The following is a 26757-nucleotide window of genomic DNA, read 5'->3' as shown; positions in this document are numbered from 1 at the left end:
CGGCCGGCCACGGTCGCCCGACGGGGCGACCGTGGCGCGCTCAGGCCTGGCGCAATGCAGCCACGCGCTGCGCCAGCTTCTTCGCCGAGATACCGGTGCGTGCACCCAGCTCCTGCGCGAACAGCGATACCCGCAGTTCTTCCAGATCCCAGCGCAGCGCCTGCCATTGCGGGCGATCACGCAGGCCCTGCTGCTCGCCCGCCTCCAGCGCTTCCAGGAACGGATGCAGTTCCAGCATGCGCGCCTGGTCACGCGGCGGATCACGCTTGGCACGTTCGGTGCGCAGGATCATCGCCTTCAGATAGCGCGGGTACTGCGCCAGCGCGTCGGCCGGCGTGTCGCGCAGGAAGCCGGGGTGGATCAGCCCGGCCAGCTGCGCTTCCATGTCGTCCAGGTTGCCGCGCGCCCAGCCCATCAACGGCGCTTCCAGCATCGGCTTCAGCTCCGCCACCAGCGCCAGAATGGTCTCGGCCAGCTTCAGCCGCGACATCGCCTCGCCAAACAGGGCCTTGGCGGCGTGTTCGCGACGCTGCTCGAACGCCGTCGCATCGCGGATTTCCTCCAGGCCCTCGGCCAGCACCGCGTTCATCGCCGCATCGACCAGGTCACCACGCAGCCGCTCCTGCGATTCGATCGCGGCATACAACAGGCCGGTCTTGGCACCGACCGGCAACTGCTTGCGTGCCTGCTTCACCTTCTCGGCCAGGGCGATCTCCAGCAGGCGGCGCACGCCCAGCGGATGGGCGTCCTGCGCCTGCTGGCGATCAGCGAAGATGCGCAGCGCCACGCTGTCGCCCTCGTCCAGCAGCGCCGGATAGGCCGGCACGCCGGCTTCACCGGGTACCTGCAGCGGAATCGGCGTGGCCGGGAACGTGCGCAGGCCGTCAGCCGCCATCTCGCGCCCGGCACGCGCGGCGAAGGCATCGCCAGCACGGCCACCGAATTTCGCGCGCAGCGCTTCCAGATCACGCGAGGTGGCAAGCACCTTGCCCTGTTCGTCGCGCAGCCGCAGGTTCATGTGCAGGTGCGGCTCGATCGAACCCGGCTCGAAATCCAGTGCGGTCACCGTCGCGCCGGTCGCACGTGACAGGAAACGCGCCAGCTCGACAGTGATGGCATCAGCGCTGGGCTGCGGGAAGGCCTCGTAGAACGCGCGACCGAAGTCCGGCGCCGGCACGTAGTTGCGGCGCATCGCCTTTGGCAGGCTGCGGATCAGTGCCGAGGCCTTGTCGGCGACAAAGCCCGGCGCCAGCCAGCCCAGCTGCACCGGATCCAATGCGTTGAGCAGGTGCAGCGGCACGTCCAGGGTCACGCCATCGTCGTCGGCCCCCGGTTCGAAGCGGTAGTGCAGCGGCAAGCGCGCCTGGCCCAGCGCCAGGTACTTCGGATAGCGTTCCTGTTCGCTGCCCTCACCGGGCAACAGGTCTGCCAACGACCAGTGCAGCGCCTTGCGCTGCTCCGGCGCCAGCCCTTTCCACCAGCTATCCAGTCCCGCCGCCGAGTGGATCTGCGGCGGCACCCGGTCCAGGTACCAGCGTGCCTGCCAGTCTTCGTCGGCAACGATGCCGGCGCGGCGCAGCTTGGCTTCTTCCTCGCGCGCGACCTCCAGCACCTTCTGGTTGTCGGCGACGAAACTGGCACGGGTATTGATCTCGCCGGTCACCAGCGCCTGGCGCACGAAGATGTCATGCGCCTCGCCCGGCGCGATGCGGCCGTAATGGACCGGTTTCTTCGGTGCCAGCACCAGGCCGAACAGGCTGATCTGCTCGGACGCCAGCACCTGGCCCTGCGCGCGCGACCAGTGCGGGTCGAAGTGCTTGCGCAGCAGCAGGTGCGGCAGTTCGGCGATCACCCAGTCCGGCTCGATCGCGGCCAGGGTCATGCCCCATACCTTCTGCGTATCCAGCAGGTTGGCTACCAGCAGCCACGGCGGTGGCCGCTTGGCCAGCGCCGAACCGGGGAACGGCAGGAAGCGGCGCTGGCGTGGTGCCTGGAAATCGCCCTTCTCGGTGCGGTGGCCGATCTGCGTCGGCAGGCCCGCCACCAGCGCCCGGTGCAGGGTCTGGTAGGCAGCGGCACGCACGCGTTCGCTGAAGCCGCCGCCGGCGGGCGCCTGTTCCTTCTGCGCGCGCACGGCCACCGGTGCCGGTGCGGCCTCGGCCTTGCCTTCGCGGGCCAGGCGCGCGGCACGATGCAACTGGCCGCGGGTGGCCTTTACTGAGGCCGCGTCATCACGTGCCGGTGCCGGCGCACTGCTGCCGGCCAGCAGCGGTGCCATCGATGCCTCGCTGGCCTCTTCCTTCCAGCCCAGTTCCTCGCACAGCAGCCGCAGCTGGCGATGCAGCTCGCGCCACTCGCGCATGCGCAGGAAGCCGAGGAAATGACGTCCGCACCAGTCGCGCAGCTTGGACTGGGTCAGGTCTTCGTGGGCCTGCCGGTAGGCATCCCACAGGCGCAGCACGCCGACGAACTCGGAGCGGCCATCGGCGAACTGCGCATGCGCGTTGTCGGCGGCACCGCGCGCTTCCGGCGGGCGTTCGCGCGGGTCCTGGATGCCCAGGAACGAGGCAATCACCAGCATCGGCCGCAGGCAGCCTGCAGCCTGTGCGGCCACCAGCATGCGCGCCAGCTTCACGTCCACGGGCAGGCGCGCCATCTGCTTGCCGATGGTGGTCATGCGCCGCTCGGCATCGATCGCGCCCAGCTCGGTCAGCTGCTGCCAGCCATCGGCAACGGCACGCTCGTCCGGCGCCTCCAGGAACGGGAACTCCTCGATGCGGCCCAGGCCCAGCTGCAGCATGCGCAGGATCACGCCGGCCAGGCTGGAACGGCGGATTTCCGGATCGGTGAACTCCGGCCGCGCCTGGAAATCCGCCTCGGCGTACAGGCGGTAGCAGATGCCTTCGGCGATACGGCCGCAGCGACCCTTGCGCTGGTTGGCGCTGGCCTGCGAGATCGGCTCGATGTGCAGGCGATCCAGCTTGTTGCGCGGGCTGTAGCGCTTGACGCGGGCGAAGCCCGGATCGACCACGTAGCGGATGCGTGGCACCGTCAGCGAGGTCTCGGCCACGTTGGTGGCCAGCACGATGCGCCGGTTCGGCCCGGGGTTGAACACCCGGTCCTGGTCCTGGTTGGACAGGCGCGCGTACAGCGGCAGCACCTCGGTATTGCGGTACTTGCGCCGTTCCAGCGACTGGTGCGCATCGCGGATCTCGCGCTCGCCCGGCAGGAAGATCAGCACGTCGCCGCGTGCGTCCAGGCGGGTGATCTCGTCGACAGCCGACACGATGGCATCGTTGACGGTGCGTTCGCCCTGGTCTTCGCCCTCGCCTTCCAGCGCGCGGTAGCGCACTTCCACCGGGTAGGTGCGGCCTTCGACGCTGATCACCGGTGCGTTGTCGAAATGCTGGGCGAAGCGTTCGGTGTCGATGGTGGCCGACGTGACGATCAGCTTCAGGTCCGGGCGCTTGCGCAGCAGCTGCTTCAGGTAGCCCAGCAGGAAGTCGATGTTGAGGCTGCGTTCGTGTGCCTCGTCGACGATGATCGTGTCGTAGTTCGACAACCAGCGGTCGCTGGCGATCTCCGCCAGCAGGATGCCGTCGGTCATGAACTTGATGCGGCTGTCGTCGCTGACCTTGTCATTGAAGCGTACCTGGTAGCCCACCAGCTGGCCCAGTTCGCTCTGCAGTTCCTGCGCCACGCGGCTGGCGACCGCACGTGCGGCGATCCGTCGCGGCTGGGTGCAGCCGATCATGCCGGCCTGGCCACGGCCTGCGGCCAGACACAGTTTCGGCAGCTGGGTGGTCTTGCCCGAACCGGTTTCACCGGCGATCACCACCACCTGGTGGTCGCGGATCAGTTTGATGATCGCGTCGGCTTCACGCGCAATCGGCAGCTGCGGGTCCAGAGTAATGGACGGCTGCTGTTGCGCCCGTACCTGCCGACGCTGCACCGACGCCTGCAAGGCCTGCTCGAAAGTAGCGGCCAGTGCCGCATCCTGCGGCTTGGCCTGGCAACGCGAGAGCATTCCCAGCAAACGGCCCCGGTCGCGGCTCATGGCGCCGTCGATGGCGGCGCGCTGTTGGCGCAGGCGGGGCGATGGATTTTTATCGATAGAGTTCATCAATCGGTTCGTTCAAAACTTTGAAAGCGACCAGTCATCACGACCGGTTTATTGTGAAGGCCAACGATTCCATAAGGAGGAACCTCATGGCGAAGACCAAAAGCACGACCAAGGCCAAGACCGGCAAGCAGAAGCTTGCAGCGGCGGCACCGTCGGCGCCGAACATCGATATCGGGATCACCCAGGGCGACCGCAAGAAGATCGCCGACGGTCTGTCGCGCTTCCAGGCCGATGCGTTCACGCTCTACCTGAAGACGCACAACTTCCACTGGAACGTGACCGGGTCGATGTTCAACTCGCTGCACACCATGTTCGAGACGCAGTACACCGAGCAGTGGGCGGCACTGGACGACGTGGCCGAGCGCATCCGCGCGCTGGGCTTCAATGCCCCGGGCTCCTACCGGGAATTCGCTGCGCTGACCTCGATCGTCGAGGAACCGGGCCTCACCGACAGTGCGGACTGGCGTGAAATGGTACGCCAGTTGGTGGTCGCCAACGAAGCGGTATGCCGTACGGCGCGTGAAGTGCTGGATGTGGCGGCCAAGGGTGACGATGCCCCGACCGAGGATCTGATGACCCAGCGCCTGCAGACCCACGAGAAGTACGCCTGGATGCTGCGCTCGCTGTTGCAGTAAGGGTTGGGGGTGTTCGGCAGGGCTTGCAGCCCTGCACCCGCCGAAGCCTTCAAGCCAGAGCCAGAGCAAAAGCCAGTTTCCTGAAGGTTGGCGGGGTGGGTCCGGTTGAGGGGGCGCCGTAAACCCGTCCATGGGGGCTTGGTCGCGGCATCCATGCCGCTCACACCCCCTCAACCGGACCCACCCCGCCTTCGACAGATTTCCGTGATCTGCCAGGGCATTGCTTGGGGTCAGATCCGTTTTCCGCAGGAAAACGGATCTGACCCCATTTTGATTGTCGATATCTGACAGATTTCATCCACGCATGGCGTGGATCTACCCGCCACCGGGCCAAGTCTGGGGGAGAGCCCCCTGAGTCAGGGGGCAGACGCGAAGCGGCGGGGGTCTGGGAGCTGGTAAGTGGGGCCCGCGTTTCGCGCAGCGAAGCGTGGGAGCGGCAGCGCGCATGCAATGGCGCGTTCCCAGGGCGCAGCCCTGCCGCCGCCTCCGGGAGGTAAACTAGCGCGATGGCTTCCCGTCCCGCGCACGACCTGCTTCAACGCGTCTTTGGTTACGACGATTTCCGTGGTCCGCAGCAGGACATCGTGGAGCATGTGGCTGCCGGTCACGACGCCCTGGTGCTGATGCCCACCGGCGGCGGCAAATCGCTGTGCTATCAGGTCCCGGCCCTGCTGCGTGACGGTTGCGGCATCGTCATCTCGCCGCTGATCGCACTGATGCAGGACCAGGTCGAAGCCCTGCGCCAGCTCGGCGTGCGCGCCGAGTACCTGAATTCAACCCTGGATGCCGAGACCGCCGGCCGCGTCGAGCGCGAGCTGCTCGCCGGCGAACTGGACATGCTGTATGTCGCCCCTGAGCGGCTGCTGACCGGGCGTTTCCTGTCGCTGCTGTCGCGCAGCCAGATCGCCCTGTTCGCCATCGACGAAGCACACTGCGTGTCGCAGTGGGGCCATGACTTCCGCCCCGAATATCGCCAGTTGACCGTGCTGCACGAGCGTTGGCCGCAGATCCCGCGGATCGCGCTGACCGCCACCGCCGATCCGCCGACCCAGCGCGAGATCGCCGAGCGCCTCGATCTGCAGGAAGCGCGCCATTTTGTCAGTTCCTTCGACCGTCCCAACATCCGCTACACCGTGGTGCAGAAGGACAACGCCCGCAAGCAGCTGACCGACTTCCTGCGCGGCCACCGTGGCGAGGCCGGCATCGTCTACTGCATGTCGCGGCGCAAGGTCGAGGAGACCGCTGAATTCCTCTGCGGCCAGGGCTTCAACGCTCTGCCTTACCACGCCGGCCTGCCGCCGGAAGTGCGCGCCGGCAACCAGCGCCGCTTCCTGCGCGAGGACGGCATCGTGATGTGTGCCACCATCGCCTTCGGCATGGGCATCGACAAGCCGGACGTGCGCTTCGTCGCGCATACCGACCTGCCCAAGTCGATGGAGGGCTACTACCAGGAAACCGGACGCGCAGGCCGCGATGGCGAAGCCGCCGAGGCCTGGCTGTGCTACGGCCTGGGTGATGTGGTACTGCTCAAGCAGATGATCGAGCAGTCCGAGGCGGGCGAAGAGCGCAAGCAGCTGGAGCGGGCCAAGCTCGACCATCTGCTGGGCTACTGCGAATCGATGCAGTGCCGCCGCCAGGTGCTGCTGGCCGGCTTCGGCGAGACCTACCCCCAGCCTTGCGGCAACTGCGACAACTGCCTGACGCCACCGGCCTCGTGGGACGCGACCATACCGGCACAGAAGGCGCTGAGCTGCGTCTATCGAAGCGGCCAGCGCTTCGGTGTCGGCCACCTGATCGACATCCTACGCGGCAGCGAGAACGAGAAGGTGAGGCAGCAGGGCCACGACAAGCTGAGCACTTATGCCATCGGCCGCGACCTCGATGCACGCACCTGGCGCAGCGTGTTCCGCCAGCTGGTCGCGGCCAGCCTGCTGGAAGTGGACAGCGAGGGTCACGGTGGCCTGCGCCTGACCGATGCCAGCCGCGACGTGTTGACCGGCCGCCGCCAGATCAGCATGCGCCGCGACCCGGCCAGCAGCACCAGCGGACGCGAGCGCAGCGCGCAGCGCACCGGCCTGTCGGTGCTGCCGCAGGACCTGGCCCTGTTCAACGCGCTGCGCGGCCTGCGCGCCGAACTGGCCCGGGAACAGAACGTACCGGCGTTCGTGATCTTCCACGACAGCACCCTGCGCAACATCGCCGAGCAGCGCCCGACCAGCCTGGATGAACTGGCCCGGGTCGGCGGCATCGGCGGCACCAAACTGAGCCGCTACGGCCCGCGCCTGGTCGAGATCGTGCTTGAAGAGGGCTGACGGTATCGCGTTGCCGCGCTGCGCGGCCGCCGGGCATGGCCCCAACGGCGCGCGGGCGCCCCTGTAGAGCCGAGCCCACGCTCGGCTGCCTCTGCGCGAACAGCAGCCGAGCGTGGGCTCGGCTCTACGCTGGTGCAGGTCCAATCTTGAACCGGCCATTCAGCCGGAAGTGCATCCGCGTCCGCTTGCGGCTAGATTAGCGTCATGTCCCTGGCCTCGACCCTGCTCCGCGTCGTGCTCATGCTCAGCCTGTTGCTCAACGGGCTGAACGCGGCCCTGGCCCGTGGTCACGAAGAAATGGGGCGAATGGCTCACGCCGCAGCCGCGGCTGTTGATGGCGGCACTGCCGACTGCCACCACCACGCGGGCATGCAGGCCGACGCGGCCCCGCAGGCCAAGGCCCCGGCCCACGACGCCCACTGCCAGATCAAGGACTGCGTGCGCAGCTGCGCCCAGCACCCGCTGCTGGTGGTGCAGCCGTTGCCGTTCATGGCCGGACCGGCGCTGTCGCTGGCCCCGCAGCCGATGCCGGCCACCGGCCGGCCGGCGCCGCCGCTGCCGCCGATCTCACGCCCTCCCATCGGCTGATTCCACACGCACCGTGCGCCCTGCGCACCGCAGCCGGCCGCCTGCCGGCGTCTTTACGTGTCTGGAGTCACCACCATGAATACCCGTATCCCCCGCGGTCCGGGCCCTGTGCCCATGCCGTCGCGCCGCCTGTTCGTGCAGGGCCTGGCCGCCGGTGGCGTGGTTGCCGGCATCGCCGCTGTCGGCGTGCCGCAGCGCGCGCTCGCCGCCGCCACTGCCGCCCCACGCCTGGCCGGCGCCCCCGCCGTGCTCAGCGACACCCGCATCGAACTGGCCATCGGCGAATCGCTGGCCAACTTCACTGGCCGCACCCGTCCGGCGATCACCGTCAATGGATCGCTGCCGGCACCGATCCTGCGCTGGCGCGAAGGCCAGACCGTGGACCTGTTCGTGCGCAACACCCTGGAACGCCACCCGACCTCGATCCATTGGCACGGCATCCTGCTGCCTGCGAACATGGACGGTGTGCCGGGACTGAGCTTCAATGGCATCGGCCCCGGTGAGACCTACCACTACCACTTCGAACTGAAGCAGTCGGGTACCTACTGGTACCACAGCCACTCGATGTTCCAGGAGCAGGCCGGCCTGTACGGAGCGCTGATCATCGACCCGGCCGAGCCGGCGCCCTACCACCACGACCGCGAGCACGTGATCCTGCTGTCCGACTGGACCGACATGGCCCCCGGCGCGCTGTTCCGGCGCATGAAGAAGCTCGCCGAGCATGACAACTACTACAAGCGCACCCTGCCCGACTTCCTGCGTGACGTGAAGCGCGACGGTTGGTCGGCCGCGTTGTCCGACCGTGGCATGTGGGGGCGGATGCGGATGACGCCCACCGACATCTCCGACATCAATGCGCACACCTACACCTACCTGATGAATGGCACCGCGCCGGCCGGCAACTGGACCGGGCTGTTCCGCAGCGGCGAGAAAGTGCTGCTGCGCTTCATCAACGGCGCCTCGATGACCTACTTCGACGTGCGCATTCCCGGCCTGAAAATGACCGTGGTCGCCGCCGACGGCCAGTACATCCATCCGGTCAGCATCGACGAGTTCCGCATCGCGCCGGCCGAAACCTACGACGTGCTGGTGGAACCGACCGGGCAGGACGCGTTCACCATCTTCTGCCAGGACATGGGCCGTACCGGCTTTGCCGCCGGAACGCTGGCAGTCCGCCATGGCCTGCAGGCACCGATTCCCGCGCCCGACCCACGCCCGTTGCTGACGATGAGCGACATGGGGCACGACATGGGTAGTGGTGGCCATGGTGGCCATGACATGGCCGCGATGAAGGGCATGGAAGGCGGCTGCGGCGCCAGCATGGGCCACGACGGCGATACCGCCAGCAGGGCACCGAAGCACCCGGCCAGTGAGCGCAACAACCCGCTGGTGGACATGCAGAGCTCGGCCACCGAACCGAAGCTGGACGATCCCGGCATCGGCCTGCGCGACAACGGTCGCCAGGTACTCACCTACGGCGCGATGCGCAGCCTGTTCGAGGACCCCGATGGCCGCGAGCCGAGCCGCGAGATCGAGCTGCACCTGACCGGCCACATGGAGAAGTTCTCCTGGTCATTCGATGGCATTCCGTTCGCCAGCGCCGAGCCGCTGCGACTGAACTACGGCGAGCGCATGCGCATCGTATTGGTCAACGACACCATGATGCAGCACCCGATCCACCTGCACGGCGTGTGGAGTGATCTGGAGAACGCGCAGGGCGAATTCCAGCTGCGCAAGCACACCATCGACATGCCACCCGGCACCCGCCGCAGTTACCGCGTGCGTGCCGATGCGCTCGGTCGCTGGGCCTACCACTGCCATCTGCTGTACCACATGGAAGCGGGCATGATGCGCGAAGTGAGGATCGAAGAATGAGCCGCTCACTGCTTTCCCCCAGCCTGCTGGCCCTGGGCCTGGCCACCGCATTGCCGGTGTTCGCGCAGTCGCATCCCGGGCATGACATGGGCACGATGGACCCGCCGCCGAAGACCGCGAAGACCCCGGCCGAACCGGTCGATCACTCGAAGATGGATCATTCGAAGATGAACATGGGTGCGGCGGGTCAGGCCGGCATGGACCACTCCACGATGGACCACTCGAAGATGGACCATGGCGCGATGCAGCCAGCGGCGATGGACCATTCCACGATGGATCACGCCGCCATGGGTCACGGCACGCCCGCACCGATCGAACCGCGCGAGCCGATCCCGGTTCCCACCGATGCCGACCGCGCTGCCGCCTTCCCTCCGATCGCGCATGGTGCGATGGAGCATGCACCACAGATCAACAGCCTGCTGCTGATCGATCGCCTCGAACACTGGGACGGCAAGAACAGCACCGGCCAGGCCTGGGAGGCCACCGGCTGGATCGGTGGCAACATCAACCGCCTGTGGTTGCGCACCGATGGCGAACGCAGCCGCGGCAGCACGGAATCGTCGTCACTGGAAGCACTGTATGGTCGCAGCGTATCGCCGTGGTGGGACGTGCTGATCGGCGTGCGCCAGGACTTCCGGCCGGCCGACTCGCGCACCTGGGCGGCCATCGGCATCCAGGGCCTGGCGCCGTACAAGTTCGAAAGCTCGGCGACGCTGTACATGGGTTCCGGTGGTCAGGTGCTGGCCAAGGCCGAGGTCGAGTACGACGTGCTGCTGACCAACCGCCTGATCCTGCAGCCGCTGCTGGAAGCCACCGTCGCAGCCAAGGATGAGCCGGAGTACGGCATCGGTCGCGGACTGAACAAGGTTGAAGCCGGGCTGCGCCTGCGTTATGAGTTCAGCCGTCGTTTCGCGCCGTACATCGGCATCAGCCACGAGCGCACGTTTGGCGACACCGCCGATCATGCTGGCGACCACGCACGCGACACTCGCTGGGTGGCGGGCGTGCGCATGTGGTTCTGAGCAGCGGTTCGTGAGCATTGGCCAGCCCCGGCAGCCGCCGGGGCCGGCTACACTGCGCCACGTTCCAATGCAGGCTCCGCCATGTCGCTGCAGATCCGCCGCGCCACCCTTGCCGATATCGACGCCCTGTCGGCCATCGCGATTGCCACCTACAACGAAACCTGGGGCGACTCGTACCCGGCGCAGGAGCTGCAGGATTTCCTGCAGGCGCACTACAGCAGCGAACCGCAGCGCGCCGAACTGTCCGACCCGCGCGGCGCGATCTGGCTGCTGGTGGACGGCAACAACGTGGTCGGCTACCTGGCTGCTGGTGCCAACACCCTGCCGCATGCCGAGGCCCGCGAAGGCGACATCGAACTGAAGCGGTTCTACATCCTGGCCGCACACCAGAACGGCGGCCATGGTGCACGCCTGATGGACGCGTTCATGGCCTGGCTGGACCAACCGCACCGCCGCACCCTGTGGGTGGGCGTCTGGGAGGAGAACTTCGGCGCGCAGCGCTTCTACGCGCGCTATGGCTGCAGCAAGGTCGGCGAGTACGACTTCATCGTCGGGGATACGCGCGACCGCGAGTTCATCCTGCGGCGGACGTGATCACGCGCTCCATGTAGAGTCGAGCTTGCTCGACTATAGGCGGCAACATCCAGTCGAGCATGGCTCGACGCTACAACTAGAAATCGAACAACTCAGACAGGAAGCTGTCCTTTTTCTTTTTCTTGTATCCGTGGCCCCGGTTGTCCTCGTAGCGCTGGCCCAAGTGGCGGGTATCACGATGCATCACCGGCGGCGGCGTGGTCGCCGGCTGCGCCTGCACAGGTGCCGGCGGCGGCAGCGCAGCGCCGGCGCGTTCGATGATCTTGTCCAGCTCGCCACGGTCCAGCCACACGCCACGGCAGCCGGGGCAGTAATCGATCTCGATGCCATGGCGCTCGGCCATCTGCAGGGTCTGGGTCTTGCACACGGGGCACAGCATGGGCATGGCTCCTGAAGGTCTGGCAACGACTCTACCTGCCCACCGATGACTGTGCGGCAACACATGACCGATGGCACACAGACTTCCGGCGCGTGCCAGCGTCCCGGCCGCCTTCCACACTCCACGCTGGTTCCGCAGGGAGTGCGTGCATGACCGTCCTGTCCCGCCTGCCCAACGCCGCGCGCCTGCTGCTGGTGCTGCTCGGCGTCGGCGTTGGCCTGAATCTGCGCGATGTCGCTGCGGCCGCAGGCGCGCCGATTCCCGCCTTGCCTATGCCCTACGGCGGCAGCCTGCTGGACAACGCACTGGCCGTCCTGCTGGCGCTGCTCCTGGCCGCACTGCTGCGCCCGCGTGGGGTGGGCCTGATGGCCAGCCTGGGGCTGCACGGGAACGACTGGCGCGGCCCGTTTTGGGTGCTGCTGGCCAGCCTGCCCTGCTGGCTGGGCCTGGCGGTGCTGGGCACGCCCAACACCGCACTGACCGCACTCGATGCGACGATGCTCGCCGTGCTGTTCCCACTGGCCGAGGAAGTGCTGTTCCGTGGCCTCGGCTTCGTGCTGCTGGTGAAGCTCATGCGTGGCCCATGGTCCCTGCTTGCGCTGCCGCAGGCGCTGCTGTTCGGTTGGGTGCACTGGCTGGGCTTCGGCGGCTTCGACGGCGGCGGCACTGCCCTGTTCGTCGGCGCGGTCATCGCACTGGGCGGCTTCATCTTCGCTTGGCTTGACCATCTGGACGGCGACACCCTGTGGTGCGGCCTGGTGCTGCATGTATCGATGAACATGGCGTGGAACGTGTTCAACCTCGACGACGCCGTCGCGCTGGGCTGGCAGGCCACCAGCCTGCGTATCGGCGCCGCGCTGCTGGCGGTGGCGGTGCTGGCCTGGCGGGTACGCCAGCGACGCCCGCGCCTGCTGTAACGCTCACTTAGCCTGCCGTGCACGCCGGGATCACCCCCGGCTTGCGCATACTTGCGCGCCTTTTCATTGCTGCTTTCCGGAGCTGTAGCGCCATGTTGCTGTCCAAGCGCCACGTTGAACCCCGCGTCCTGCTGATCGAGGACGCAGAGGAAACCCGCGAGCTGAGCCGTCTTGCGCTGGAAAGCCAGGCCTGCCACGTGGTGGGCGTGAGCTCTGCCGAAGCAGCATTGGGCCTGCTGGCCGCAGGTGAGCGTTTCGACCTGCTGTTCACCGACGTCAACCTGGGCCCGATCAGCGGCATTGAAGCTGCCAACCGGGTCCGCGGCCTGTATCCCCAGCTGCCGATCCTGGTGACGTCGGGCATGGACCAGCACCAGGTGCTGCCGCAGCTGCGCGACGGCATTCATTTCCTGCCCAAGCCCTACAACATGAGCGAGCTGCTCGACGCCATCCGCCTGTGCTTCCGGCACGCCGATGTGGGCGTATTGATCGGGCCGGATGCGCAGGCAGCGTGAGGCGTTGATCCACACATGGCGTGGATCTACCGGGTTCTTGCAGTAGATCGACGCCATGCGTGGATGGCGCCCACCTTCAACCGCTGCTGTACGGTCCGGTACCCGGGAACACCTTCAGCAGCGCGCGGGTGATCATGTCCGGATACACGGTGAAGTGGTCCTCGTCGTCGATCACCATGTTCTCCACCTTCAACGAATGCCCGCTGGCGCGCAGCTGCTCGGCGAACTCGGCGTTGTGGCGCAGCATGTCGTTGCGGGTGAAATAGCGCGGCTCCGGCTTCACCGTTTCGAAGCTGCCGATCGACAGCACCACCGTGGTCGGCTGCGTGGGCGCCTTGGCCTCGGCCTGCATGCGCGGCACCCGATGGTTGTCGAACCACAGCGACGGGCTTGACAGGATGTAGCTGTGGAACATGTCCGGGCGCGTGGTCAGCACGTAGGCGCCAAACAGGCCGCCATAGGAATGACCGGCATAGGCGCGCCGCGACGGATCGGTGCGGTAGCGTGCATCGATCATCGGCAGTACGCGCTCGGCGAGGAAATCGCGGTAATGTGCCGCGCCGCCGTAGCTGACGTCGTCGCTGTAGTCACGCGGATCGGTGCGCATCGGATCGCTGGGCGTGTAATCGCGCGAGCGGCTCTGCTTGGACGTCAGGCCTTCCTGCGGCGGCAGCCCGACCAGGATGAAATCCTCGATGTTGACGCCCTTCTGCCCCACCATGTTGCGCACGCTGCGCACCAGCGGGAAGCTGTACAGCGCGTCGGTCACATACAGCACCGGGTAGCGTTTCTCCGGATGCGCAGCGTAGTCAGCCGGCAGCGCTACCCAGATCGGGTAATCGCGGCCCACCGGATCGTGCACGCGCAGCGCTTCGGTATCCGGCAGCACCACACCCGACACAGCGGCGGCCGGGCTCTCCTTCGCTTCACTCTGCGCTGCCGGCGGCGCCACCGACATCGCACAGCCACTCACGGCCAGGCAGGCCGCCACACTCCATCCACGCACACGCTGCATCCACACTCTCCCGTTGCGGGCGGCGCACCGCATGGCACCGCTGCCGCATCCTTGCATGGTGCGCAATCCACTGCCAGTGCGGTCAGGGCGAGGCCGGCGGCGCCGGGAACAGTGTGCGCAGCGCCTGCAATGCGGCCGGATGATAGATCGTAGCGTGGGTTTCTTCCGGCAACGGCAGGTACTTCACCAGCGGCGACGGCGAAGCCTGCTGCAGCAACTCGGCCAGTCGTGCAGTGGATGCGGCCAGCTCCGGCTGCCCACTGCTGGCCAGGAATACGCGCGGCTGCGCACGCGTCACCGCCGGCAGCTGTTTGGCTGCGCCGGCCAGCATTGCGCCACGGTTCCACCACAGGCTGGGGTCCAGCGCGATGTAGCTGTTGAACAGCGTCGGCTCCTGCAGCAGCGTCTCGACCACGAACAGGCCAGCCAGCGACTCGCCGATCAACGCGCGCTCGTCGGTAGTCGGGTAGCGCTGGCGCACCTGCGGCATCAGTTCATCGCGCAGGAACGTGCGGTAGGCCGCCGAGCCACCAATGCGTGGCGCGATCTTCTGGTCCTGCGGGTCGTTGCTGGGGCCGGTCATGTCGCGGCGGCGCTCGGTGTTCTCGATGCCGACCAGCAGGAACGGGCGCATGCTGCCGTTGCCGGTCAGCACCTGCACCAGCCCAGCCACATGCAGGAAGTCCTCGCCGATGCCGCCGTCGGGCATGTAGAGCACCGGCAGCGGCGCTTTCGGATCCAAGCCCCATGGCTGCGGGCGGTAGACGTTAATGCGGCGGGTTTCGCCCAGCGCCTTCGATTCGATGGTGAAGGTCTCGCCGATGACCAGAGGCAAGGCGGCAGCGGGCGGCGCGGTTTCTGCAGCCATCAGCGGCGCGGCGGAGACAGCGGACAACAACAGCGACAGCACGATCAGACGCATGGGGCGGTCCATATTGGGAAAGCGCTGAGCATAGACCGCCGGAGGCACTGTCGTTCGCGGCACTTTGCCGATCGACCGGAACTGGAGCACCATGGAGTCGGTGATGGTCATGCAACGCGCACCATGGCTCACGGACTGGTCACCGCCACGCTCATATCCACAAGGAGGTTCCCATGTTGAGTGTATTGATCGCCACCGCCCTTGCCGCCACCTCACCTCAGGCCAGCAGCACTCCGCCAGCATCCGCAGCATATGCGGACTGCCTGCTCGCCCACCTCCAACCGGGATTGTCCGACCACGCGATCCCGCTGCTGCAGCAGGCCTGCGTCGCGAAGCATCCGGAGAGCTACGTCGCATATTCAGAACTGGAACGCCGGATCAGCGCGCAGCGCCGGGCTGACTTTGACGCGGCTCAAGCGGAAGCCGTGCGTTCCGCGAATGCGGCAGCGACGGCTGCACAAGAAGCTGCCGACGCGGCGGCCGCGAAAGCCAAGGGAATGCGGACGAAGTAGAGGCCCTGGACCAGGCAACAAAGAAGGCACCGCATTGCGATGCCTTGCTGAATGACCTGGGTCATGGGATGCAATGGTGGGCCGCGAAGGATTCGAACCTTCGACCAAAAGATTAAGAGTAACTGGGTAATTTCATTACTTTCAATGGGTTACGCCGCCACTCGTTCCACTTCAATCTTTAAAGCGGGCGCTTGTAAGCCTTGAGCCACAACGGGCGCAGGAATTTTGCGGAACGGATTTCCTCCCCCTCCAGTTGCCTCAACAAGGCCTACCCCATCCCCCCGAATGACGGATCCTGGTCGGCCTTGGCCAGCCGGTTGCCCCGGACCCTCTCCTGCCATTCCAGAATCTTGGCGACGTCCCGACGCCCCCCTGCCGTGACCGATGACCCAATGCCGGAAGTGGCTGAGGTGGGCCACGATCGCACCGTCATCAACCTCAAGAGCGAATGGTTGGACACCTGGCTCAACTCCCGACCCTAAACATATGGATGAACTGCAAATGGCGATGGACGATCCGCAGCGCCCCTACTACGAACACGCGTTTGAACAGGCCGCGTAAGAAAGCAAAAAGCCCTGCAATGCAGGGCCTGTTGCAACCCAAAATCGGTGTTGACTGGCGCGGCTACTGCCCGCTGCATGGAAGTGCCCTTTCAAGGCGATGCGGAAGCAAATCCTCTCACTGGGGCAACCGTGCCTTATAGGGGACGAGCTTGACGAAACCGTCCCGATCCAAGCCGACAATTTTTGATGTGAGCGCGTACTGATTGAGATAGATCTTCACCGGACGATCCTCGATCGTTGCCCAAGGGCGAGCAACGCCGTAGGCAACCGTGTCCTTTTCGCCATCGGTGCAAAACTCAAGCCGCTCGTGCCGATAGTGCAAACCCATGACCTCGGCGTCGTCACCGCCACCACAAGCCATGATCAACTCGCGCTCGGAACCGGCGCTGAGGGCTTTGAAGTCATCCAGGACGAATGGCGGCAGTTCATCAAACTACTTCACCCGTCGCTGCTCTCGGCTCAATAGCACGCGATCCGCAACCGCGTCCATCACCTGACGCAGCGCTGCAATGTCCCTGCCCTGCTGGGCCGACTGCTCACCCAGCTCACGGATCACTTTCTCTCTGGATGACGCAATGTTGAACAAAACTGCGAGCACAAGCAGCAGAACGAGCACCCCCACGATACCAGCCATAGAATCCCCTTTCGTTAGTAGCCCAGTCTAGCGGGTCAATGGGTGGAAGCCACGCTCAGGCGGATATGATGACAATCCCAACAGGGCGGGCGTGGTGGACACGGAGTGCGCGATGGATACGGATGAATTTACGGATAGGCAGCTGCTGGACCTCCACTGTCTGGTCATGGAAGCGCTTCGACAAAGAGGCGTCGTGCGCTCATCAAACAATCCCGTGGCGGACTACACGGAAACATTGGTGGCGCGTGCCCTCAACGCAAAATTGGCCGTGGGCTCCCAGGCCGGTTTTGATGCAGTTGGCCAGGACGGGACGCGGTATCAGATCAAAGGCAGGCGACTAACCGCAACCAACCGCAGCACACAGTTGAGCGCGTTGCGGAACTTGGCGTCTGATCCATTCGACCACCTCGCAGCCGTGGTCTACAACAGCTCTTTGAAAGTTGAATACGCCGCCCTTATTCCATTGGACGTAGTGAAAAGGGTTAGCCGCTACAACTCGCACACAAACGCTCACACGCTTCACGTTCGCCGCTCGCTATTGAACGAACCGGGAGTGGTCGATATCACCATGCAAATCGTCAAGGCAATGGGCGCATGAAGGCTCAATTGGATTTCAACGACTATCCGGACATTACTGAGGGCGACATATTTTGGCGACCACCGCCAAGCGCACTGCAACAAGTGCCTCAGCTCTACGAGAGGGCGACATCCGCCCTTTATATGCTCTTTCTTTCGGGCGGCTCAGATATCCCAATTCGCGACGGGGTGCCAGCCGCCCTCCACGTAGCAATGCATGTGCGGGCCGCGCTGACCGAATTCGTGGGCATAGAAGAAGCAATGAAGAACGCAGGACACGCCTATAGGATTACGAGCAGCGCAAGTCCACTTCTTCATTTCATGCGGATGCTTCGCAACTATCAAATCCACATTGGTAGCCAGCCAATGGCAAGAAAGACCGTGGATAGAATCTTCGGCGGCAAGGATGCCGTCATCGAAGTCGCCACTATCGACAACCTGCACGCCGACGACTTCATGCAGCTGGACACTATGAGGAAGTACAACTCATACAGCCGGAATGAAGTAGAGCGAATGATTGACTTGTTTCGCGAGCAGCAGGAGCGGCTGGGTGTGTACGAAATTCTTAGGCAAGGGACCAATCGCCTAATCTATGAAGTGCTTCAGCACATCTAAAGACGCGTATACGAACACCCCCACAGTACAGACATCAGGGTGCACAATCACTCCAATGAAGCTTGTGAGTTACGTCTCAGTGCCCGAGGGGAGACAGTGCTAGGCTCGCGCATCGAGGCATGTCAACGCCTCGATGATTTGTTGCAGACTCTGGAGATGTCGCATGAAACGGAAGGTTCTAGGATGCTCCGCAGCACTTCTTGTATCCACCTGTGCTTTGGCGCAGGTGCCTGACGCTGACACGCAGGAAGGCAAGGAGATGCAGATTCAAATTCACAGCTACATGAGTGAACACCCTACGGTCTCGATAGACGAAGCAATCACGCGCCTAGCGGTTCAAGGTGAGGTGATGTCGGATATTGAAGCGTTGCGTATCGAGTTCGCAGATCGTCTAACGGAACTGTCGATCAAAGACGCGCCAGATCAACACATCCTGGTGCAGCTCAAGGGGCCAGATCCAGTCGCGGATCGAACGATCAACACCGAGAGCGGGACGACCCGCGTGGTGTTCGAGGTTGGTCACAAGTACACCCAGGACGAGTTTTACGCGCTCCTTGCTAAGCACAGACCTCTTCTTCACAGCGCCATACCAGGCATCACGGGGACGACTGGGTTCCCAGGCGAAGAACGGGTGCTGATTGACATAGACGGCGACAGCCGCCAAGCAGAAGAGTTGAAGGATACAATCAAGAAGCTTGAAAGAGTCACCGGTCTCAAGATTGAAGTCCGCCCCAACATGCCGAAGTCAGTCAACGCGGAGTATGTTGTTGGCGGCGCCCCCCCTCCAATCCAACAATAGCTACTGCACCTCAGGATTTCCGGTTATTCATAAGGCCACTGGACGAAGGGGTATCACCACTGCGGCGCATTGCCCCGACAATCTGATCTATGGAAACTACGCAACCGGCGCAGGGAAGTACACCGTGCCGCTGACGTTCGTGGACCAGATCAATGATGCGAGCCACGACGTTCAGTGGCATACGGTGGGGTCACACACACCGCTCCGGGAGGTGTATTCCACCTCAACTTCGGATTACAGTAGGCGCCGCATCATGTACATGTGGACCAACGCTACTCAAGGCCAGAGCATGTGCTTCAGAGGCGTCACCAGCCAATACACCTGCGGAACTGTCGTGAGCATCAAGCACAGGCCCGAGCTCGCATGCGGTCCAACCGGAAACCTTCCATGCGCGGACGCTTGGATACGCATCGAAGGATCATCACTGGCGTGCGGATTTGGAGATAGCGGTGCCGCTATCTTCTTCGGAGACAATGGATACGTCATTGTCGCTAAGGCAAGCCTGAAAGACGGAAGCTGCAAGGGAGTCTCCGCGATGCCCTGGGGCGCAGTCAGCGCATTAGGGCTGGAGGCAGGCGGTTAGTCGCTCCAACGAAACGTCCGGCTGAGGATGCAAAGCCAGCATGCTCAGCCGGAAATCTGAGATCGATTTTTAATTGCTTGAGTGAACGCGCCCGGTCCACCAGCCCTTCTTCCGACTCAGCAATACCAGTGGCAGTGATCAATACAGGCGTCTGGTGCCGCCCAGTATGCGAATGGTAAAGCGTTCCAGTCATATTGACGCGCTTACCTTTAAGAAGTTGGTACTTGCGCATCAGATCGCCGCTCAAGTTCAGTTGGATGAGTAAGACGCCTCCGGCGTAAGGCGGGCATTCGTCCTGAGCCTGTACCGAAATTGGCGTGAATAATTTGATCGCCGGGCGACGCCCCCCCCCCCGCCGTGAGTAGTGGTCGGGTTTAGAGTCCGGGGTTGATGATATCGATGTTGGCCAGATGTTTGGCGTAGGCGGCCGGTGTCATGCCGCCGATGGCGTCCTTGGGGCGTTCCTCGTTGTATTCTCGACGCCATCGCTCGATCTCGGTGCGGGCGTGTAGCAGCGTTGGGAACCAGTGCTCGTTGAGGCATTCGTCGTGCAGGCGACCGTTGAACGATTTCACATAGGCGTTCTGGTTCGGCTTGCCGGGCTGGATCAGGCGAAGCTTCACGCCACGTGCGTGGGCCCAGCTCACTATCACCTGCCGCAGAATTCCTTGCCGTTGTCGGTACCGATCACCTGCGGCAAGCCGCGCAGCGAGGCCAGCTGGTCCAGCACACGCGAGACGCCGTGCCCGGAAATCGCACGTTCCACCTCGATTGCCACGACTTGGTATGTGGCGTCATCGACGATCACCAAGCACTTGATGACCCGGCCTTCGGCCGTACGGTCGAGCACGAAGTTCATCGACCACACATGGTTGGGCCGGGCCGGGCGCAGCAGTGGCTGCCGCTCGCCGACCGCCACCTTTTTGCGCTTGCGCCGCCTGACCTGCAGCTGCTGCGCCTGATACAGCCATTCCATTCGCTTGTAGTTCACGATGCGTCCTTCCTGCGGCAGCTTCAGGTAGATCATTCCGACGCCGTAGCGCTTGTGCCGATACGCCAAGGCCAGGATGCGCTCGCTCAATTCAACGTTGCGATCCTCGCGCCGGACATAGCGCAGCGCGCTGGCACTCATCCCGATGATCGCCAGGGCACGGCGCTCGCTTGCCCCGCGCTGCACCCACCGCCGCACCAGCGCACGCCGCACCGGCGGGTCCGCTACTTTTTTCGCAGCGCGTCCTTGATCAGATCGTTCTCGAACAGCTGCTCGGCCAGCAACTTCTTCAGCCGGACGTTCTCGGCTTCCAGGTCCTTCAACCGCTTGGCGTCGGGCACGCTCATGCCACCGAACTTGCTGCGCCACAGTTGGTACGAGGCCTCGCTGAAGCCATGTCGACGGCACAGGTCCTTCACCGCCATGCCGGCCTCTGCCTCGCGTGGGAAGCCGATGATCTGTTCTTCGGAAAAGCGTTCTTCATGTCCAATCTCCGGCTTGTCGGGGATTGAACTCCAAATCGCCGTGCTACTCAAAACCTGAGGGACGTCGGGGGCACAAGAGCGCCGCCATGCGCGATAGATACGATCATCGCTTGCCTGTCGTGAAACCTGCATCTCTCCCGAAGTGTTCGGTAGGGTTTTCAGGAGCAAAAGAAAAAGGCGCCCCAAAGGACGCCTAAGTCGTTGATGCAATTGGTGGGCCGTGAAGGATTCGAACCTTCGACCAAAAGATTAAAAGTCTTCTGCTCTACCGACTGAGCTAACGGCCCATTGCACTGCCCCAGCCTTTCGGCGGGGTGGGCATTCTACCCTACTTTGGCGGGCCGGGTGAAACCCCAGCGTGTCGAGGTTGCCGGCCAGCGGCCGGCACTACCCGATCTGGCGAACCCGCTTAAACCTTCCGGGCCTCACGCGCATCCCAGCTGTGAGTCCTGCCCGGAGCCACGGATGCGCCTGCCCCTCTGCCTCGTTGCCGCCCTGCTGCTGCCCTGTACGGCACTGGCCACCCCATCCCAGGTCGTCACCGACGACATTGCCCGCTTCTGGGCCACCTATGATGCGGTGCGCGCCGAGCCTGATGCCGAACGCCGGGTGGCGCTGGTCCAGCAACGCTACATCGATCCGGGCAGCCCCGGCCTGCATGCGCTGATGCAGGTGCGCAACTACACCGCCCGCGAATACGCCGAGGCCATGCAGGCCTGGCCGCGCTTCTGGACCTCAGTACGACCGCTCACCGCCAACGCGCAGCAGGCCAGTGCCACGCTGGAGCGCGATCTTGTCGCCTTCCGTGCGCTCTACCCTGCCCTGCGCCCGGCCACCATCACCTATGCGGTGGGCGTGCTGCGCACCGGTGGCACCACGCTGGATGACAAGGTACTGATCGGCGCGGAGATGGCGCTGGGCGATGAGCGCGTGGACGTGAGCGAGCTGCCGGCGAAGATGCGCGACCGCCTGCGGATCTTCTACGACAGCCGGCCGGGTGCGAACAACGCGCAGAACAACCTGCACGAATACGTGCATACCCAGCAGCGCGAGACCACCGGCAGCCTGGCCCAGTACGCGGTACGCGAAGGCGTGGCCGAATACGTGGCAGAGCGCATCAGCGGGCGCCGCCCGGCGTTGCCGCTGTACACCTATGGGCCAGCGCACGAAGCGGAAATCCGCGCGCGCTTCCGCACGGAGATGCACGGGGACAACCTGGACAATTGGCTGTACAACAGCGCGCGCAATCCATTCGGGGTGAGTGACCTGGGCTACTACGCCGGCTACCGCATTGCGCAGGAGTACATGCGCCGGCAGACCGACGAGAGGACTGCTGTCGCGCGGATGATCGAGTTGGACTATGCCGATCCGGCTGCGGTGCGGGCCTTCATCGAGGCATCGGGATGGTTGCAGGCCAGGTAGATCAAGGAGTGCGGACAAGCGCTTGGCACCCACCGAGGGAGTGATTGCCCCACCGGTGAAGCCGGCCAGCGGCCGGCTCTACCGGAAGCGGTCAGGCGTACAGCGTCGGGTCGTCGACGCCGGCCTCGGCAAAGCCCTGCGCGCGCAGGCGGCAGGCATCGCAATGACCGCAGGCGGCGCCGTTGGCGTCGGCGTTGTAGCAGGACACCGTCAGGCCGAAGTCCACGCCCAGGCGCACGCCTTCGCTGACGATCTGGCCCTTGCTGAGGAACTGCAGCGGCGCGTGCACCTTGATGCCCGCGCCCTCCACACCCGACTTGGTGGCCAGGTTGGCCAGCGCCTGGAACGCGGCCACGAACTCGGGGCGGCAGTCCGGGTAGCCGGAGTAGTCGACGGCGTTGACGCCGCAGAAGATGTCGTTGGCGCCGAGCACTTCGGCCCAGCCCAGGGCCAGCGACAGCATGATGGTATTGCGCGCCGGCACGTAGGTGACCGGAATGCCGGCACCACCGGCCTCCGGTACGTCGATGTCATCGGTCAGCGCCGAGCCACCGATGCTGCGCAGGTCCACGTCCACGGTCTTGTGCGCGACCACGCCCTGGGCCTTGGCCACGCGGGCGGCGGCATCCAGTTCGGAGGTGTGGCGCTGGCCGTAGCGCACGCTCAGGGCGTGCACGGCGAAGCCCTGTTCCTGGGCCATGGCGATGACGGCGGCTGAATCCATGCCGCCGGAGAGAAGCACGACTGCCTTCTTCATGGAGAATCTTCCGGTTGGGAGAGGAAAGCCAGCACGCTGTCCCGCGCCGGAGCTACATCAGGGAACGCTGCACCGGCTCATCGGCCGGGCTCGTCGTTCCACAGGATTTTATGCAACTGCATCTGGAAGCGCACCGGCAGCCGGTCTTCGACGATCCAGTCGGCCAATTGCCGCGCGGTGATCTCGCCCTTGCTCGGCGAGAAGAACACGGTGCAACGCTTCACCAGGCCGTGCTCGGCGACCATGGCCTTGGCCCAGTCGTAGTCCTCGCGGCTGCAGATGACGAACTTGATCTGGTCGCGCACGGTCAGCAGCGGCAGGTTTTCCCAGCGGTTGCGCGCCACTTCGGCCGAACCCGGCGTCTTGATGTCGACCACGCGCGACACGCGCGGGTCCACTGCACTGACATCCAGCGCGCCGGAGGTTTCCAGCGAGACATCCATGCCCGCATCGCACAGCTTCTGCAGCAGCACCAGGCAGCGCTTCTGCGCCAGCGGCTCGCCGCCGGTCACGCAGACGTGGCGGACGCCCTGGGCCAGCACCTCGGCCACGATGTCGTCGATGTCCCACCAGGTGCCGCCGTGGAAGGCATAGGCGGTGTCGCAGTACTGGCAGCGCAGCGGGCAGCCGGTCAGGCGCACGAACACGGTCGGCCAGCCGGCGGTATCGGCTTCGCCCTGCAGCGAGGTGAAGATCTCGGTGATCTTCAGGCGCGGCAGCGGCGACTGCACGATGTCGCTGGGGGTGGCGACGGCGTTGGACGGGGTAACGGCGGTCATGGCGGGTACTTCTTGGTGGGGCACGTGGCGGGTGGGCTACCGTGGCCGGTAACGAAAGCAGCCGAGCATGGCTCGGCTCTACAACAGCAACCGGACGGCTTTGCTGGTCCGGAAACGAAAGCAGCCGAGCGTGGGCTCGGCTCTACAGGGCACCTATTGTACGCCCGCCCAGCGGATCAGCGGATCTGCTTGCCCAGGCGGATGGACTGCAGACGGTCCTGCGCGGTGCGCGCGGCGTCCGAGCCGGGGTACTGCGCCACGACGGTCTCCAGCGTCTGCTGGGCCTGGTCGACCTTTCCCTCGCCGTACTGCGACAGGCCGATCTTGAGCAGGCCGCCCGCGGCCTTGTCGTGGGTCGGATAGCGCGAGAGCAGCTCTCGGAACTGGGCCTCGGCCATCGGGAAATTGCGGGTGGCGTAGTAGCTCTCGCCCAGCCAGTACAGCGCGTTCGGCGCGTAGACGCCGTTCGGGTACAACTCCAGGAAGCTCAGGAACAGCTGCGCCGAATCGTCGTACCTGCCGGCCTTCAACGCATCGAAGGCAACGTTGTAGGAGGTGCGCTCGTCGCCGGTGGCGGCAAGGCTGCCAGCATCACCATGGACGGAAGGCGGCCGCTCGGAAGTGGCCGCCGCTGCGGGTTTTGCCGGGGCCGGTGCGGCCTTCGGCGCGCTCGCCGGAACGGGCGGCAGGGCCGGGGCGGCGTTGCCCCCTTCCAACCGGTTCAGGCGGCTGTCCAGATCCAGGTACTGGTCCTGGGCGGACTGCTTGAGCTGGGCGTTGTCATGCTGCAACTGCTCGATCGAGGCCTGCAGGCTGGTGACCTGCTGCCGCAGCTGATTGATCTGGTTCAACAGGTCCTGGTTGGCACTGTTGTTGTACATCTGCTGCTCGAGCGCGCCGACACGGTCAGCCAGGCTCTGTCGCTGTGCGTGCGCCGGTGCGGCAGCCACGAGGGCTGCCGCAACGACCAGCATCAGTTTGATGCCAATGCGCATGGATTACTGCGCGGTGTAGACGATTTCGACGCGACGGTTCTGCGACCAGCACGACTCGTTCGACTCGGTGCAGACCGGACGCTCTTCACCGTAGGACACGACGGTCAGCTGCGAAGCCGAACCACCGTTGGCCTGCAGGGCCGAGCTGACGCCGTTGCCACGACGCTCGCCCAGGGCCTGGTTGTACGCGCGCGAACCGCGCTCGTCGGTGTGGCCCTGCAGGGTGATGCGCGAGGACGGACGGTCACGCAGGTACTTGGCGTGGCACGCCATGATGGCCTGGAATTCCGGCTTCACGTCTTCCTTGTCCAGGTCGAAGTAGACAACGCGCTGGCGCAGGCAGGCGTCGGTGTCCAGGTCGCCCGGGCCGTACAGGCCGGAGGTCGACGGACCGGTCGGGGTGGTGGTCGAGGTGCCGGTGTCGACCGGGGCTGCCGGCTCTTCCTTCACCTTCTTCGAGCAACCGGCCAGGACGGCCACAGACAGCAGGGAAACAAGCAGAACGCGGGTGGACTTGTTCATGGCGATACCTTTGTGGCTCCTAAGCCGATGAGGGGTTCAAGACAACGAAAATATTAACACTCTTTTAGCGCTGGGTACGGTATGGGGACCATGCCGGTTCGCGCACATCACCGTCAGCCAGGACCAGGCGCTGGCGAACCCGCGCATCGGCCGAAACGGCATACAACACACCACGGCCACCTTCGCGGGCGGCGTACAGCACCATGCTTGCGTTGGGCGCAAAGCTCGGCGATTCATCCAGCGAACCCGGGGACAGCGTGCTCCAGCGCGGCGAGCCCAGCGAGCTGTCCATCATCGCGATCTTGTAGCTGTTGCCCGAGCCCTGGGCGACGGCGATCTTCTTGCCATCGTAGGACACCGACGGCTTGGCATTGTAGTTGCCCTGGAAGGTCACGCGCTCGGCGCTGCCGCCGCCGGCACCGACCTTGTAGACCTGCGGACGGCCGCCGCGATCGGAGGTGAAGTACACCGCGCTGCCGTCCGGTGCCCAGGTCGGCTCGGTATCGATGGCGAAGTGGTTGGTCAGCTGGGTCAGCTGCTTGCTGCCCAGGTCCATCACGTAGATTTCCGGGTTACCGGAGCGCGACAGGGTCAGGGCCAGCTTGCGGCCGTCCGGCGAGAACGCCGGGGCGCTGTTGATGCCGCGGAAGCTGGTGACCAGCTCGCGCGCACCGGTACCGATGTTCTGGATGTAGATGGCCGAATTGCCACGCTCGAAGCTGACGTAGGCCAGCTTGCTGCCATCCGGACTCCACGACGGCGACAGCAGCGGCTCGGCCGAGCGCACGATGGTCTGCGGGTTGAAGCCATCGGAATCGGCCACCATCAGCGCGTAGCGCATGGCGTCGCCCTTGCCACTGGCGGTCACGTAGGCGATGCGGGTCCAGAAGGCGCCGCGCACGCCGGTGATCTTTTCGTAGATGGCGTCGGCCATCTGGTGGGCAACGTCGCGCATGGCATTGCCACGGGCGGTCATCGCCAGGCCCAGCAGGCGCTCGCCCTTGGGCACGTCGAACAGTTCGTACTCGACGCGGTAGGCACCGGCACCGGCATCAAGCACGCGGCCGACCACGATGTAGTTCTGCTTCAGCGCGCGCCAGGTCGCGAACTGGATATCCCCCCCCCGCACGGGCTTCTCGACGATCTGCGCTTCCGGCAGCGTGCGGAACTGGCCCGAACGCTCCAGATCGGCACGGACCACGCCGGCGACGTCGGTCTGCGGAGCGGCCGACGAACCCTGATAGGGCATCGGCACGATGGTGATCGGCAGCGCGGAGGCATTGCCGCCGATGATGTCGATATCCAGCCCCTTCTGCTGCGCGACGGCAGCAAAGGGCAGCAACAGGGCCGCAAACACGGCAAGCCAGCGAGGCATCTTTTTCATGGAGCGCTCAATAAGGGGAAACCGGAACGAGGGATAACAAAGCGGGAGTGAACCGCTTCGCAATCATGAACCAAGGGTACGTGAATTCCGGGTCAGTTCCAGCCCGTCTTCTCACGCACCGTTAACGTCGTGGCTAACATCGCACCGTCTGCCCTGGTCACGCCGCCCCGGAGGACGGCGTTCGACAGCAGCCCACAGCCTGCCCGGTCGAAACCGAGCACACCAGAGGCAAGCGCGACAACC

The 26757-nt window shown here is 65.0% G+C and carries 25 protein-coding genes, 1 tRNA gene and 1 pseudogene; 13 read left to right on the top strand and 14 right to left on the bottom strand.

Annotation, left to right across the window (positions count from 1 at the left end; genetic code table 11):
* Positions 1-40: 40 nt before the first annotated feature.
* Positions 41-4123, bottom strand: coding sequence for an ATP-dependent RNA helicase HrpA (gene hrpA, locus ACM0O9_RS08030; RefSeq protein ID WP_414604172.1), 4083 nt, complete (start codon positions 4121-4123; stop codon positions 41-43).
* An 86-nt stretch (positions 4124-4209) separates the two neighbouring features.
* Between hrpA and ACM0O9_RS08025 the strand changes: the two genes are divergently transcribed.
* From ACM0O9_RS08025 to ACM0O9_RS08000, 6 genes are all read left to right on the top strand, one after another.
* Complete coding sequence (locus ACM0O9_RS08025; protein WP_005418469.1) at positions 4210-4758, top strand: Dps family protein; 549 nt, start codon at positions 4210-4212, stop codon at positions 4756-4758.
* Between the two features lie 506 nt (positions 4759-5264).
* Positions 5265-7070, top strand: a complete 1806-nt coding sequence (gene recQ, locus ACM0O9_RS08020) for a DNA helicase RecQ (RefSeq protein WP_414604174.1) — start codon at positions 5265-5267, stop codon at positions 7068-7070.
* 204 nt (positions 7071-7274) lie between these two features.
* Positions 7275-7658 carry a CopL family metal-binding regulatory protein gene (locus ACM0O9_RS08015; protein WP_065178174.1) on the top strand — a complete coding sequence of 128 codons (384 nt, stop codon included), beginning with the start codon at positions 7275-7277 and terminating at the stop codon, positions 7656-7658.
* Between the two features lie 75 nt (positions 7659-7733).
* Positions 7734-9533 (top strand): copper resistance system multicopper oxidase, encoded by a 1800-nt coding sequence (locus ACM0O9_RS08010; RefSeq protein ID WP_164093320.1) that lies wholly within the window; start codon positions 7734-7736, stop codon positions 9531-9533.
* Complete coding sequence (locus tag ACM0O9_RS08005; protein WP_164093319.1) at positions 9530-10555, top strand: copper resistance protein B; 1026 nt, start codon at positions 9530-9532, stop codon at positions 10553-10555. Before ACM0O9_RS08010 ends, ACM0O9_RS08005 begins: the two co-directional genes overlap by 4 nt.
* Before the next feature lie 81 nt (positions 10556-10636).
* Positions 10637-11149 carry a GNAT family N-acetyltransferase gene (locus ACM0O9_RS08000; RefSeq protein ID WP_164230211.1) on the top strand — a complete coding sequence of 171 codons (513 nt, stop codon included), beginning with the start codon at positions 10637-10639 and terminating at the stop codon, positions 11147-11149.
* Positions 11150-11225: 76 nt separating this feature from the next.
* Here the strand turns inward: ACM0O9_RS08000 and ACM0O9_RS07995 are convergent, their stop codons facing one another.
* Positions 11226-11528: a TFIIB-type zinc ribbon-containing protein gene (locus ACM0O9_RS07995; protein ID WP_053499357.1), complete on the bottom strand. Its 303-nt coding sequence runs from the start codon at positions 11526-11528 to the stop codon at positions 11226-11228.
* A gap of 149 nt (positions 11529-11677) precedes the next feature.
* Here ACM0O9_RS07995 and ACM0O9_RS07990 point away from each other — a divergent pair, with 149 nt between their 5' ends.
* Both ACM0O9_RS07990 and ACM0O9_RS07985 read left to right on the top strand, forming a co-directional pair.
* The gene (locus ACM0O9_RS07990) at positions 11678-12445 is read left to right on the top strand and encodes a CPBP family intramembrane glutamic endopeptidase (RefSeq protein ID WP_235649169.1); all 768 of its coding nucleotides are present in this window, start codon (positions 11678-11680) and stop codon (positions 12443-12445) included.
* A gap of 92 nt (positions 12446-12537) precedes the next feature.
* A complete protein-coding gene (locus tag ACM0O9_RS07985) occupies positions 12538-12960 on the top strand; it encodes a response regulator (protein WP_005418495.1) in 423 nt (140 codons plus the stop codon).
* A gap of 76 nt (positions 12961-13036) precedes the next feature.
* On the opposite strand, the gene ACM0O9_RS07980 is transcribed toward ACM0O9_RS07985, so the two are convergent.
* Together ACM0O9_RS07980 and ACM0O9_RS07975 are read right to left on the bottom strand one after the other, a co-directional pair.
* Complete coding sequence (locus ACM0O9_RS07980; protein ID WP_171955696.1) at positions 13037-13975, bottom strand: alpha/beta hydrolase; 939 nt, start codon at positions 13973-13975, stop codon at positions 13037-13039.
* 82 nt (positions 13976-14057) lie between these two features.
* Positions 14058-14897, bottom strand: a complete 840-nt coding sequence (locus ACM0O9_RS07975) for an alpha/beta hydrolase (protein ID WP_065178167.1) — start codon at positions 14895-14897, stop codon at positions 14058-14060.
* Positions 14898-15070: 173 nt separating this feature from the next.
* Between ACM0O9_RS07975 and ACM0O9_RS07970 the strand changes: the two genes are divergently transcribed.
* The gene (locus tag ACM0O9_RS07970) at positions 15071-15409 is read left to right on the top strand and encodes a hypothetical protein (protein WP_065178166.1); all 339 of its coding nucleotides are present in this window, start codon (positions 15071-15073) and stop codon (positions 15407-15409) included.
* A 678-nt stretch (positions 15410-16087) separates the two neighbouring features.
* On the opposite strand, the gene ACM0O9_RS07965 is transcribed toward ACM0O9_RS07970, so the two are convergent.
* Both ACM0O9_RS07965 and ACM0O9_RS07960 read right to left on the bottom strand, forming a co-directional pair.
* Entirely contained in the window at positions 16088-16300 is a 213-nt protein-coding gene (locus tag ACM0O9_RS07965; protein ID WP_231111972.1) for a hypothetical protein, read from the bottom strand.
* A 105-nt stretch (positions 16301-16405) separates the two neighbouring features.
* A complete protein-coding gene (locus ACM0O9_RS07960; protein ID WP_231111971.1) occupies positions 16406-16606 on the bottom strand; it encodes a hypothetical protein in 201 nt (66 codons plus the stop codon).
* A 112-nt stretch (positions 16607-16718) separates the two neighbouring features.
* Between ACM0O9_RS07960 and ACM0O9_RS07955 the strand changes: the two genes are divergently transcribed.
* The 3 genes from ACM0O9_RS07955 (at position 16719) to ACM0O9_RS07945 (ending at position 18596) form a co-directional block, all read left to right on the top strand.
* The gene (locus tag ACM0O9_RS07955; protein ID WP_065178165.1) at positions 16719-17204 is read left to right on the top strand and encodes a hypothetical protein; all 486 of its coding nucleotides are present in this window, start codon (positions 16719-16721) and stop codon (positions 17202-17204) included.
* A complete protein-coding gene (locus tag ACM0O9_RS07950) occupies positions 17201-17797 on the top strand; it encodes a hypothetical protein (protein WP_065196674.1) in 597 nt (198 codons plus the stop codon). The genes ACM0O9_RS07955 and ACM0O9_RS07950 overlap by 4 nt, the downstream gene beginning before the upstream one ends.
* Before the next feature lie 163 nt (positions 17798-17960).
* Positions 17961-18596: a hypothetical protein gene (locus ACM0O9_RS07945; RefSeq protein ID WP_235649168.1), complete on the top strand. Its 636-nt coding sequence runs from the start codon at positions 17961-17963 to the stop codon at positions 18594-18596.
* A 551-nt stretch (positions 18597-19147) separates the two neighbouring features.
* Here ACM0O9_RS07945 and ACM0O9_RS07940 read toward each other — a convergent pair.
* The 3 genes and pseudogenes from ACM0O9_RS07940 to ACM0O9_RS07930 all read right to left on the bottom strand — a co-directional run bounded on the left by ACM0O9_RS07940 (position 19148) and on the right by ACM0O9_RS07930 (position 20942).
* A complete protein-coding gene (locus ACM0O9_RS07940; RefSeq protein WP_235649167.1) occupies positions 19148-19426 on the bottom strand; it encodes a DUF4431 domain-containing protein in 279 nt (92 codons plus the stop codon).
* A gap of 127 nt (positions 19427-19553) precedes the next feature.
* Positions 19554-20595 (bottom strand): annotated as a pseudogene (locus ACM0O9_RS07935) (IS3 family transposase).
* A gap of 271 nt (positions 20596-20866) precedes the next feature.
* Positions 20867-20942, bottom strand: a tRNA-Lys gene (locus ACM0O9_RS07930).
* A gap of 178 nt (positions 20943-21120) precedes the next feature.
* Here ACM0O9_RS07930 and ACM0O9_RS07925 point away from each other — a divergent pair.
* Positions 21121-22077: a DUF2268 domain-containing putative Zn-dependent protease gene (locus ACM0O9_RS07925; protein ID WP_065185404.1), complete on the top strand. Its 957-nt coding sequence runs from the start codon at positions 21121-21123 to the stop codon at positions 22075-22077.
* Positions 22078-22168: 91 nt separating this feature from the next.
* Here ACM0O9_RS07925 and queC read toward each other — a convergent pair whose 3' ends face one another.
* The 5 genes from queC to tolB all read right to left on the bottom strand — a co-directional run bounded on the left by queC (position 22169) and on the right by tolB (position 26514).
* Positions 22169-22834, bottom strand: a complete 666-nt coding sequence (gene queC, locus ACM0O9_RS07920; protein ID WP_235649165.1) for a 7-cyano-7-deazaguanine synthase QueC — start codon at positions 22832-22834, stop codon at positions 22169-22171.
* Between the two features lie 77 nt (positions 22835-22911).
* Positions 22912-23613 carry a 7-carboxy-7-deazaguanine synthase QueE gene (queE, locus tag ACM0O9_RS07915; RefSeq protein ID WP_235649164.1) on the bottom strand — a complete coding sequence of 234 codons (702 nt, stop codon included), beginning with the start codon at positions 23611-23613 and terminating at the stop codon, positions 22912-22914.
* A 176-nt stretch (positions 23614-23789) separates the two neighbouring features.
* The gene (gene ybgF / locus ACM0O9_RS07910; RefSeq protein ID WP_005418509.1) at positions 23790-24608 is read right to left on the bottom strand and encodes a tol-pal system protein YbgF; all 819 of its coding nucleotides are present in this window, start codon (positions 24606-24608) and stop codon (positions 23790-23792) included.
* A 3-nt stretch (positions 24609-24611) separates the two neighbouring features.
* Positions 24612-25130, bottom strand: a complete 519-nt coding sequence (pal, locus tag ACM0O9_RS07905; protein ID WP_005418510.1) for a peptidoglycan-associated lipoprotein Pal — start codon at positions 25128-25130, stop codon at positions 24612-24614.
* Between the two features lie 64 nt (positions 25131-25194).
* Positions 25195-26514, bottom strand: a complete 1320-nt coding sequence (gene tolB / locus ACM0O9_RS07900; protein WP_005418511.1) for a Tol-Pal system beta propeller repeat protein TolB — start codon at positions 26512-26514, stop codon at positions 25195-25197.
* Positions 26515-26757 lie beyond the last annotated feature (243 nt).

This window comes from Stenotrophomonas sp. FR012, assembly GCF_047520565.2.
In the GTDB taxonomy this organism is placed as follows: Bacteria; Pseudomonadota; Gammaproteobacteria; order Xanthomonadales; family Xanthomonadaceae; genus Stenotrophomonas; species Stenotrophomonas sepilia.
The sequence above is the reverse complement of the archived record's forward strand: the minus strand, read 5'-3'. Positions and strand labels throughout refer to the sequence as shown.